The organism is Roseovarius halophilus (ex Wu et al. 2025), from assembly GCF_047086965.1.
The window spans coordinates 1-10386 of record NZ_JBKOTX010000191.1; the positions used below are offsets into that span (position 1 = coordinate 1).

Genomic DNA, 10386 nt, shown 5'->3' on the forward strand with positions numbered 1-10386 from the left:
CATGGAATACCAGAATGGGCAGCCCCTGCTGGGGCGCGCCCCAGCAGGGGCTCATGGCCCCCAACTCGAGCGAATTTCCAGACCTTAGGGTACAGTACCACGCCCACCGGACCATTTTCCATTCAAGCCGTGGGCACTGCTCATGCCCAGAAGCGGCCGCTCGGACACGGCGCAGCGAGAGACCGGTGTTCAGCCCTTTCTTCCCGTTCGTCGCCCTGCTCAGCATCGGGACATAAGTTGAGCCATTATTGCCCCTCGGGCAGGCACTGGCGCGCTTCTGCGCGAGCGGCGTGCAGCGCGAACAGGTGCAACGTGGCCGGGTAGTAGGGCTGCACGGCATCTGCTGCAGGCATGGTCGCGCTTGCACCGTCGGCACAGATGGAGAGCGCGGCCACGGCGGCGTAGCCGGGGTAGCTGCTGCGCTGTGACACTTGTCCGTCTAGGGTGAAGACGGTTGCCGTGCCGGGCCAACCGGCAGATATGTGCAGTGCCTCCGCGCGCGCCACTGCTGGATGATATAATCTACTTGACCACACGAGATAGAGCGCGACCCGCATCGCGCTATAGCCCGATTGCCGGGCAAAATCTCGTGCGGGGCGGACGTCATATGAATCGATCTCGACCCAGTCCGGAACGGGCCCCTCCCGCGCGAGATCGCCGATCAGATCGACACCGTCCGTCGCCGCACGGCCAAGCTCCGGCACATCGAAGGTATCGGCCAGCGCGTGCATCGCACGCGGCATGGTATAGGAGGGATTGACGATGCGTCGCTCGGTGCTGCCAGAGCGCTCTGCCGCCGGCAGAAAAAGACGCCGCGACGCGTCTCGTGGATCCGGACGCACGCAGGACACGGCGAGAAACCGTGCGATATCCCTGGCGCGATCCCGGTAGGCCGGGACGGTGAACCGCCGTGCCCCTTCCAGAAGCGCCCAAGCATAGAACAGATCGCCGTCGCTGGCGTTGTTGTAATCGGGCACCGGCGTCTCGGCATCGGGCAGCCAACGCCATGCTAGCAAAGGATCCTGGCGGACGCCAAGATGGCGCTCGGTCCAGTCGTACATTGTAGCAAAAGCCTGCGCATCCTCCCCGAACGCGGCCAGCAGCATACCGTAGCCCTGCCCCTCGGAATGGCTCGCGCCGTCCTGCAACGCATCGACCACACGACCCTCGGGCCGCAGGAACGCAGCCTTCCAGTCGGTCCAGCTTTCCGACATGCCAAAGGACATCGCGCTGACGGGACTTGCCACGGCACCTGTCATCAGAGCCAGACATGCCCGCCGGCGCATCTCCATATCCCCCCATGTATGCGTTCGGATCTCGACCTACAGACGTCTTGCACTAACTTGTGAGACTAATCATGTGAAATATCCAGCACAATGCAAGGATCCGGTAAATTTGCAAGGAAACCAATGCTCCTTCAATCGCTGACCCTGACCCGCGCCTTCTTCAGCTTCATCGCTGTTGGGATCGCGCTTTTTGCCATGCTCATGACCTGGCTGGTCCTCGACCGGACGCGAACATACGAGGTCGACGCGCTCGAAACCGCGGTCGGTGTGCGCACCCGCGCCGCGGCACATGACTTCGGTCGCGCGCTCGGCGCCGATTGGCTTAGCCTCGACCATATCGGCGAGCGGATGACCACGACAGGGCTTGAGAACCTGCGACCGATGCTGGATGCCGCGACCGGGGACCGGGTCTCGTGGGCGGGGTTTACAGGCCTCGACGGCACAGTTCTTGCGGCCTCGAACGGGATGCGCAAGGGGGCCAATTTCGGCGCGCAACCGTGGTTTCAGCGCGGTCTCGAAAGCGATTTCGCCGGGGACGTGCATGGCGCAGTGCTGCTCAGCGAGTTGCTAGGCGCGACCGAGGCCGAGCCGATCAGGTTCATCGACCTCGCCCGTCCGGTAACCGATCACAACGGCGATCCGTTGGGGGTGATCGGGTTCCGCATCGGTTTCGCCTGGGCCAAGCGGTTCCTCCGCGAAAGCGCTGACGCGCTGGAGATGGAACTCTATCTCATCAGCGGCGACGGGGAAATCATCATCGCGACCGACGGCACCGACGCAGAGCGTCTGAACCTGCCCAGCATGCGGGCCGCGACCGGGGCCAAAACATGGCCCGATGGGAAGCAGTATTACACCGCCACGATCCCGCAGGTCGTCAGTGGTGAGATGCCGTCTTTGGGGTGGCGCATGATGGGGCGCATCGGGACAGGCGCCGTGACCGGCGGCCGCACCGTGGTCGCCGGAATCGTCTCGACCGGGCTCGCCGTCGGCACCGGGCTCGTGTTACTGCTCGCGGTGACCTTCTCCAAGCTGTTCCTCGTGCCGTTCAGAATGCTCGCGCAAACTGCCGAAGACATCGCCGACGGGGCCGAGGTCTATCCCTATGAAAGCCGTTGCACTGCCGAGGCGAGACGCCTGTCGGCGGCACTCATGCGTCTGCAATCGCGGTTCGAGAAATAACCTTCACTCACCGCGGCGCCGAAAAGACAACCGCCACGCGGCATCGTGCAAGATGCTGAAAAAATGCGCCGCCCGGATGCTAGGTGCGTCGCCCTGGGTGTAGAAACGCCGCAAAAGCGCGTCATGCTCGGTCGGCTCGGGGAAGAGATGCAGACGCGCGCCATCGTCCTCGCGCGAGAACACGGTCACTGGCACGTCGCCCACATCGCGGATCTGCATGATGCCGCGCGTGCCAGGCTCCATCGGAACGCCGCGAATGCGCACCACATCGCGCGTCAGGCTGGCAAGCCAGACCCGGCGCGGCGGCCCGCCCTCTGGTGCGAATATGGCCCGCTCAGGCGCATCCGCGACGTGGCGCTCGCGGCGGGGCAGCTCCACGCAGGCCAGCACCGTGACCGACAGGACCACGAGATTGTAAAGCGTCCAAAACAGGATCACCGCCTTGCCGTCGCCCGTATCGTGGTACGCGAACCGGTCCGAAACGATACCGATCAAAAGCCCGGCGAGGGTCAGCACCAGCAGCACCGCGAACGGCATCATCAGACGCCATTGCACGATGATGCGGCTACGATCGCCGCCCTTGGCGGTCACCGAAAACGGATGACCCTTGGGGCGCAAGAGCCCCACCACGGCGGCGCGGGTGACCGGGATCGCGGCAACAAGCTGGCTGACTTCATTGAGTATGGGTACCACCATACCGCGCGATAGCAGGTTCAGCACGGTCAGGATCCACAGGAAGTAGACCCCGAAATAACTGATAACGTCGGGAACCTCGGCATCGACAACGGTGATGTTGAAGAACCAGTAAAGCAGTGGATAGACCACGGCGGCAAGGCGGAACGCAAAGCTTGTCAACCAGTAGAAGACCGAATCCGTGACACTCCAACGATCGCGGAGCCGAAGGGCGGTGTCGCCCAATGGTCCATGCCGCGAGCGCGCAATCTGCATCAGCCCCAGGCACCAGCGCGCGCGCTGCGCGACGTATTCCTTCAGCCCCTCCGGCGCGAGCCCTTCGGTCAGCGGCTCGTCCAGGTAGACAGTGCGCCAGCCCTTGTCCTGCAAGGTGAGGGTCAGCATGAAATCCTCGGTGATGCTTTCCGTCGGAAAGCCGCCGACATCCGCAACGGCCGGCCACCGGATCACCGACGAGGTGCCGCAGCAGAACGCGGTGCCCCAACCATCGCGGGCGGGCTGCATGTGATCGAAGAAGAACCGCTGCTCGTCGGGATAGGATCGCGACAGCCCGAGATTGTGCTGGATCGGATCGGCGTTGAAGAAGTGCTGCGGCGTCTGCACTAGCCCTACGTCCGGCGCGTGAAAAAGCGCCAGCGTGCGGGTGAGGAACTGCCGGTGCGGAACGAAATCGGCATCGAGAACCGCGATGAAATCGGGTGGGCCCTCGGCCTCGAGCAAGTGCAAGGCGTGATTGATGTTCCCGGCCTTGGCGCCAAGATTGTCGGGACGGGTGACGTGACGCACACCGCGCGCGGCGCATAGCTCTGCCAGCCAGTCGCGCCGCCCGTCATCGAGGACCAGCATGTCGAGGCGGTCATGATCGAGGACCTGCGTGCCGATGATCGTACGCTCGAGCGTCTCTTGATCCTCGTTATAGGTCGCGATCAGCACCGCGACACGAGGCGGCGGATCGGGCGCCCACCATTCGGCGTTCTCGTCCGCCTCGGTATGGCGCACCCGCACCCGGGACATAATGACGAAGGCGCTCAGCGACGAGATAAGCGCCAGCATCTCGAACGCGAAAAATGACCAGCTTGCGGCCCAGTCCCAGGTCAGCCCGAGCGGCGCGAGCGTTTCGGTCGCGCGCCAGTGCGCGTACCTGATCGCCAGCCCCCATGCCACCACGAACAGCGCCACCCGGTGCAAAGACGTCTCGCGGTCGATGACGAACGGCAGGATAAGCGCCGCACCTGCGACCAGCGCAAGATGCGCAAGGCTCACGTCGAACGCGGTCAAATACGGGAAGAACGTCATCGATGCGGGCTCAGTTCCACAAGCCGCGCAGCCAGTCGAGCGGGCGACGTTCGAAAAAGGCTTGGCCGGTCCGGCCTACCGCGCAATGCGCATCCGCGTCCTCGCGCAACGCCGGCACAAGAATTGTGACATTGTAGCCTTCGAGGTGAAGCTGGCTCGGCGAGACGGCGAGGTTGCGATAAAACGTTCCGGCCCCCGACCCCGCAAGTCGCAACACAGTGCCGGGATGCGCCTCGCCACCGCCCGAAAGGCGGAACCGCGCCTCGTCGCCGACCCTCAGATCGTTGTAGACGCTTTCTGTAACCGACAGCGTCACCATCGTGTCGCGGCAATCGAGGAGCCGCACGAGGGCATCACCGCGCTGCACGTGCTCGCCATCAGAGGCCAGCACCTCCCAGACCTGCCCGTCCACGGGCGCGGGCAATGACGCGACCCCGGCACGGTTGACGCGCAGCCGCTCTCGGTCGATCCGGTCGTCGATGGCCTGGAGCCGTGCCTTCGCCTCGGTAAGCCTGGCGACCTGATTGCCCTGCATCGTTTCAAGCTCGACGCGGCGTTGCTCGGCATTGGGCGCGTCGTTGTAGCCGTCGCCCAGGAACACGCCATCCTGTGTCGTCGCCAGCTCGATCTCGAGCACGGCGACACGCTCGAGCGCATATTCAAGCGCGCTCCCCGGCACGCGCGGATCGCCCAGATCCTGAAGCTGGCCGTCCTCGAGCAACCCGTCGATCATGGCGTCGCCTTCAAGCCCGGCCTGCAGCAGGTCGAGACGGGCGCGCGCATGCGACAGCCGGGTTTCAAGCTCGTCGATCCGCGCCGCCGTGAAGTGCTCGGAGCGCGCTACAAGCCGCTGCATCACCACTTCGGTCTCCTCGATCTGGCTCTCGAGACGCATCTGCTCGGCATCTGCAAACGCGCGCTCAATCAGCAGATCGTCGAGCCGCACGCGGTCCACGCGCGCATCGGTGACGGTCGCAATTTCCTTGCCATCAGAAACCGGTGCGCCCAGACCGCGATCGGGCAGGCTCAACTGGCCCGCGATCGGCGCGCGCACGGTGCTGAGCGGGGCGTTGACCACGGCGTTGGCGCTCGCCCCGGTGATCTGCTCGCCAATGATGATCCAGCCGGCGACGATGATGATCGCGACCCCGATAATCAGACGTGTGTATTTCATGTCCGCCTCCAGCTATGGAAAGTTTCGCGACTATGGCCCCCTCTCACGCGGCCCGTGCGGCCGGATAGGGGGCTTTCTGCGCGACAGGATGTGATCACCCTTCAGAACGTGTTGACCGAGAATCCGACGAAGATCTTTTCGGCGTTGAAGCGATATCCCAGCCGCAGCCGCACGGGGGTCTCGCGCAGCTGGTAGCTGAGCGCGAGCGATTCCTCGCGAAACGCGTCATTGTTGCCTTGGAGCGAGACCTCGGCCGCGATTCCCGTGGCGCGATGCCCGACCTGCGCCAGCAGGAGATACTCGCGCGCGGTCGTGTTGAATTCCCCTAGCAGAAACAGCGTGGCCCACTCGTTCATCAAGAACCGTTCGACACCGATCTTGGCCCCCAAATCGACATCCCTGGTGTTGTCGATACGCAGCGATGGTCCCACGCGCAGCCATGCTCCGGGTCCCAACGGCACGCCGTAATTACCCCAAAGCGTCGTGGCATGTCCCTCCTCGAAATCCTACCAGCCAATGGTGGCGGTGACAAGGTCGCGCCAATGGTGCCGGTCAAGCTCGATGCCTTAGGGGCATAGTCGAACTGTGCAAACGCGCCATCCGCCACCGCCGGACCGGGATTTGCGAGTGTGATAAGTGCGACCATTCCCGACAGGATTGCAGCGCAAAGAGGATGTGTAAGCCAATTACGCATGGTTATTCCATCCAGAAAGATGTGCTGCGCTTCCGGATACATTTTCCCGGTCTTGCTCCACGGTACACGACGCTGTTGCTTTGAGGGGCGATTTGGACTCGATTTTGAAGATTCTCTACCACAAGGATCTTCACGATGCTCATGTCCCTTATCGCCCCTCTGATGGAAAAGATAGCCCGCATTTCGATCTGAGCAAGACGCGGCTGGAAACGCTGGCCGTGCTGCTGGTCGGGCTTGCGAACGGGCGCACGGTGAACCTTTCGCATCTGGCCAGCCAGTTTCCGGGCGACGCGCAGCATGGATCGAATTACCGTCGTCTGCAGCGCTTCTTCCAGTTCGTGCAGCTGGACAGCGACATCGCCGCGCGGCTGGTCGTGCGAATGCTGAACCTCAAGCGCCTAAGCTCCTCGCGCTCGACCGTACCAACTGGAAACTGGGATCGCGCGATGTGAACGTGCTGGTTCTGGCCATTGTCACGTGACGGTTTCGAGTGCCGCTGATGTGGGTGTTGCTGGACCACGCAGGCAATTCCGCCACCGATAGTGTCCCAACGATTGGTGTAAGAGGCCGCGCGCGGAGCCCTCGGCGTAGCGCAGCGCGCGGCCGGTGGTGACGCTGGCGGCCACCGTCGATCTTCGGCAAAGGTTTGGGTTGCAAAACTCGAAACCAAAGACGGAGATGACGATGACCGATGAGAGAATGGCACTGCTTGATCTGGTTGAACAGCAGGCCGATGGCGATCTTGTGCGTGAAATGCTGGCCTTTGCGGCCAGCCGGATCATGGAAGCCGAGGTGGAGACGCAGACCGGCGCGGCCAAGGGTGCGCGTTCGCCCCTTCGGGAAGTTCAGCGAAACGGATACCGCGACCGCGATTGGGACACCCGGGGGGTCGCATCCCGCTGGAGATCCCGAAGCTGCGCAAGGGCAGCTACCTTCCTAGTTTCCTCGAGCCCCGGCGCACGGCCGAGAAGGCCCTCGTGGCTGTGATACAGGAAGCCTACGTTCAGGGGATTTCCACCCGCTCGGTGGACGATCTGGTCAAGGCCATGGGTGCGGGCGGCATGTCGAAGAGCCAGGTTAGCCGGCTCTGTGCCGAGATCGACGAGCGCGTGAACACGTTTTTGTCGCGGCCCCTGGAGGGGGCCTGGCCCTATCTCTGGCTTGATGCGACCTACTTGAAGGTCCGCGAGGGCGGGCGCATCATCAGCCGTGCCGTGATAGTGGCCGTGGCGGTCAACGAGGACGGCAAGCGCGAGGTTCTGGGTGTCGCCACCGGCCCATCCGAGGCGTGCGCGGGGAAAACGATCCCCCGGATCGTTTTCTGGTCCCGCTTACCGTTCTGGACCGACTTCCTGCGGTCTCTGGCCGACCGCGGCCTGCGCGGCGTGAAGCTTGTGATCGCTGACGACCACAAGGGGCTGCGGGCGGCGGCGCGCCGGGTCTTCAGTGCTACCCACCAGCGCTGTCGGGTTCACTGGATGCGCAACGCCCTGGCCCATGCCCCGGCCAAGCAACGCACCACGGTGGCCGCGATGCTCAAGACGATTTTTGCCCAGGAAAGCAAGGCCGACGCGGAAGCCCAGTGGGACACTGTCGCGGATGCACTCCGTGAAAAGCAGGACAAGCTCGGCACCTTCATGGACGCCTCGCGCGACGACGTTCTCGCCTACATGGACTTCCCGCGCGAGCATTGGACCCAGATCGCGTCGACGAACCCGCTGGACAGGGTGAACCGCGAGATCAAGCGGCGCACCGACGTCGTTGGCATCTTCCCGAACGACGACGCCATCATCCGGCTCGTCGGGGCAATCATGCTCGAGACCAACGACGAATGGACGGTCGCGCGCCGATACATGAGCCTTGAAACCCTCGCGCGCGTGAACGAAAATCCCAACATCAGGTTGCCCGCCGTGGCGACCTGATCAGATCTGGACCTTTCCGAAGGTCGGCGTTCTTACACCACGCCACGGGGCACTATCAGTTCTCGCGCGTCCAGAGATGTTCCTTCATGACGCCGGGGGCGTACTGAACAGGCATCTCGTAGCCAGCGAAGGGGACGAATTTCGCGCCAAGCCCGGCGTGCAGCTCGTAAAGCGGTGTTCGTTTCAGGTCGGCCATGCCGCCTCCGGTCCGTTGGGCCGGGGGCAGGCCCCCGGGCATTGGGTGCGGGCGCGGCCCGCGTCAATGCCCCCTCTGTCCGTTTGCCTGAGATCGCTATCCCTTCGGCGGGTGCATGTGGCACCACTCTCCAGAGTCCTATAGCGCGGCGGTCCTGAAGCCTGACGGTTTACCGGGGCGGTTGCTCCTTCGGCACTGGCAATGCCAGTTCTCCCGTCACGCATGGAAACACTAGCGCGACCACCCCCCGATCACAAGCCCCCACCCCGGTGCGTCACGCAAAGGTTTGGCTTTGCCGTGACGCGCAGCATGCTTTAACATAGAGAAAATTGAATATGAAAACCGGGAGGACACCATGCACATCGACCGCCGCACCCTGCTTTTGACCGGCAGCGCCGCCCTTGGCGCCGCCGCCCTGCCCCGCTGGACCCATGCGCAGGTCACCCTGGGCGATATCCGCATCGACACGCTCAGCGACGGCAACCTGGTGCTGCCGCGCGACTTCCAGTTCGGCGGGTTGCCGCAGGACGAGGTCACCGCCATCCTCGAGCGCCACGGCATCACCAGCAACGAGCTGACACCGGACTGCAACATCACGCTGATGCGCGACGGCACCAACACGGTGATCTTCGACGTGGGCGCCGGGCCGAACTTCATGCCCTCGGCGGGCAAGCTCTGGCAGGCGCTGGACGCGATCGGCGTCGCGCCCGCGGATGTCACCCACGTGGTCTTTACCCATGCCCATCCCGATCACCTCTGGGGGCTGCAGGACGATTTCGGCGATCTGGTCTTTCCTCAGGCGGAGTACATGATCGGCCGTGTCGAGCGCGACTACTGGCTGGACCCGGCCACGCCCGACACCATCGGCGAGGCGCGTCTCGCCTTCGCGGCCGGCGCGATCCGCTACCTTGGCGAACTGGAGGATCGGCTGACGGTCTTCGAGGACGGCGCGGAAATCCTGCCCGGGGTCGCCGCCCGCGCCACTTTCGGGCACACGCCGGGCCACATGGCCTTCGAGCTGCGCGGCGGCAGTGAAAGCATCATGGTGCTGGGCGATTGCATCGGCAACGACCACGTCGCCTTTGCACGGCCCGAGTGGCCGTCCGGGTCCGACCAGGACCCGGGGTTGGGCGTGCAGACCCGCACGGCCCTGCTGGACCAGCTGGCCAGCGCGCAGATGGCGGTCGTCGGGTTCCACCTGCCCTATCCGGGGATCGGCCGCGCCGAGACGTCGGGCAATGCCTATCGCTTCGTCGCGGCCTGATGACCGGGCGGGCGGCGGGGCCGGTTTCCCGGCCCCGCGAACAAATTTCTGGAAATTTGTTCCGCGCTACTGCGCCGCGAGTGGCTGACGGGCCAGCTGGCACTGGGTCCAGAGATCGCAGAGCGCCCCGACCAGCCGCTCGATATCGGCTTGCGCGTGGACCGGCCCGGGAGTGATGCGCAGCCGCTCGGTGCCCTTGGGTACGGTGGGATAGTTGATCGGCTGGATGTAGATGCCGAACCGGTCCATCAGCGTGTCACTGATGAACTTGCACTTGACCGGATCGCCCACCATCACGGGAATGATATGCCCGGGGTTCGGGATGTGCGGGATGCCGATCTCGTCGAGCCGGGCGCGCACCTGCGCGACCTTGTCCTTTTGCAGGTCGCGTTCGGCGGACGAGGCCTTGAGGTGCCGGATCGAGGCACAGGCCCCCGCCGCCACCGCGGGCGGCAGCGCCGTGGTGAAGATGAACCCGCTGGCAAAGGAGCGCACGAAATCCACCAGGTCGCTGGAGGCAGCGATATAGCCGCCCACCACGCCGAAGGCCTTGCCCAGCGTGCCCTCGATCACCGTGAGCCGATCCATCAGCCCCTCGCGCTCGGCGATGCCGCCGCCGCGCGGGCCGTACATGCCCACGGCATGGACCTCGTCGAGATAGGTCATGGCATTGTAGCGCTCG

Annotated in this window: 8 protein-coding genes, 2 pseudogenes and 1 riboswitch; of the genes and pseudogenes, 4 read left to right on the top strand and 6 right to left on the bottom strand. The window is 64.3% G+C overall.

Annotated elements, in window-relative coordinates; all coding sequences use genetic code 11:
* Positions 1-245: 245 nt before the first annotated feature.
* Entirely contained in the window at positions 246-1292 is a 1047-nt protein-coding gene (locus ACH107_RS25995; protein WP_412508531.1) for a glycosyl hydrolase family 8, read from the bottom strand.
* Positions 1293-1409: 117 nt separating this feature from the next.
* On the opposite strand from ACH107_RS25995, the gene ACH107_RS26000 reads away from it, so the two are divergent.
* Positions 1410-2465 carry a cache domain-containing protein gene (locus ACH107_RS26000; RefSeq protein WP_412508532.1) on the top strand — a complete coding sequence of 352 codons (1056 nt, stop codon included), beginning with the start codon at positions 1410-1412 and terminating at the stop codon, positions 2463-2465.
* A gap of 3 nt (positions 2466-2468) precedes the next feature.
* Here the strand turns inward: ACH107_RS26000 and ACH107_RS26005 are convergent, their stop codons facing one another.
* The 3 genes from ACH107_RS26005 to ACH107_RS26015 form a co-directional block, all read right to left on the bottom strand.
* Positions 2469-4454 (bottom strand): glycosyltransferase, encoded by a 1986-nt coding sequence (locus tag ACH107_RS26005; RefSeq protein WP_412508533.1) that lies wholly within the window; start codon positions 4452-4454, stop codon positions 2469-2471.
* Positions 4455-4464: 10 nt separating this feature from the next.
* Positions 4465-5628: an HlyD family efflux transporter periplasmic adaptor subunit gene (locus ACH107_RS26010; RefSeq protein ID WP_412508534.1), complete on the bottom strand. Its 1164-nt coding sequence runs from the start codon at positions 5626-5628 to the stop codon at positions 4465-4467.
* Between the two features lie 101 nt (positions 5629-5729).
* Positions 5730-6059: a hypothetical protein gene (locus tag ACH107_RS26015; protein ID WP_412508535.1), complete on the bottom strand. Its 330-nt coding sequence runs from the start codon at positions 6057-6059 to the stop codon at positions 5730-5732.
* Positions 6060-6426: 367 nt separating this feature from the next.
* Here ACH107_RS26015 and ACH107_RS26020 point away from each other — a divergent pair, with 367 nt between their 5' ends.
* Together ACH107_RS26020 and ACH107_RS26025 are read left to right on the top strand one after the other, a co-directional pair.
* Positions 6427-6774 carry a hypothetical protein gene (locus ACH107_RS26020; RefSeq protein ID WP_412508537.1) on the top strand — a complete coding sequence of 116 codons (348 nt, stop codon included), beginning with the start codon at positions 6427-6429 and terminating at the stop codon, positions 6772-6774.
* Between the two features lie 232 nt (positions 6775-7006).
* Positions 7007-8244: pseudogene (locus tag ACH107_RS26025) on the top strand (IS256 family transposase).
* Positions 8245-8308: 64 nt separating this feature from the next.
* Here the strand turns inward: ACH107_RS26025 and gcvT are convergent.
* Positions 8309-8440: pseudogene (gcvT, locus tag ACH107_RS26030) on the bottom strand (glycine cleavage system aminomethyltransferase GcvT); the annotation flags it as partial.
* A gap of 65 nt (positions 8441-8505) precedes the next feature.
* Positions 8506-8584: riboswitch (glycine riboswitch) on the bottom strand.
* A gap of 211 nt (positions 8585-8795) precedes the next feature.
* On the opposite strand from gcvT, the gene ACH107_RS26035 reads away from it, so the two are divergent.
* Positions 8796-9704 carry an MBL fold metallo-hydrolase gene (locus ACH107_RS26035; protein WP_412508538.1) on the top strand — a complete coding sequence of 303 codons (909 nt, stop codon included), beginning with the start codon at positions 8796-8798 and terminating at the stop codon, positions 9702-9704.
* A 66-nt stretch (positions 9705-9770) separates the two neighbouring features.
* Here the strand turns inward: ACH107_RS26035 and ACH107_RS26040 are convergent.
* Positions 9771-10386 (bottom strand): aminotransferase class I/II-fold pyridoxal phosphate-dependent enzyme (locus ACH107_RS26040; RefSeq protein ID WP_412508539.1); only part of this gene is annotated, 616 nt, incomplete at its 5' end.

Coding starts and splice junctions, on each gene's coding strand:
- ACH107_RS26010 (WP_412508534.1), bottom strand. CDS start 5,628: ATGAAATACACACGTCTGATTATCGGGGTCGCGATCATCATCGTCGCC.
- ACH107_RS26035 (WP_412508538.1), top strand. CDS start 8,796: ATGCACATCGACCGCCGCACCCTGCTTTTGACCGGCAGCGCCGCCCTT.
- ACH107_RS25995 (WP_412508531.1), bottom strand. CDS start 1,292: ATGGAGATGCGCCGGCGGGCATGTCTGGCTCTGATGACAGGTGCCGTG.
- ACH107_RS26000 (WP_412508532.1), top strand. CDS start 1,410: ATGCTCCTTCAATCGCTGACCCTGACCCGCGCCTTCTTCAGCTTCATC.
- ACH107_RS26005 (WP_412508533.1), bottom strand. CDS start 4,454: ATGACGTTCTTCCCGTATTTGACCGCGTTCGACGTGAGCCTTGCGCAT.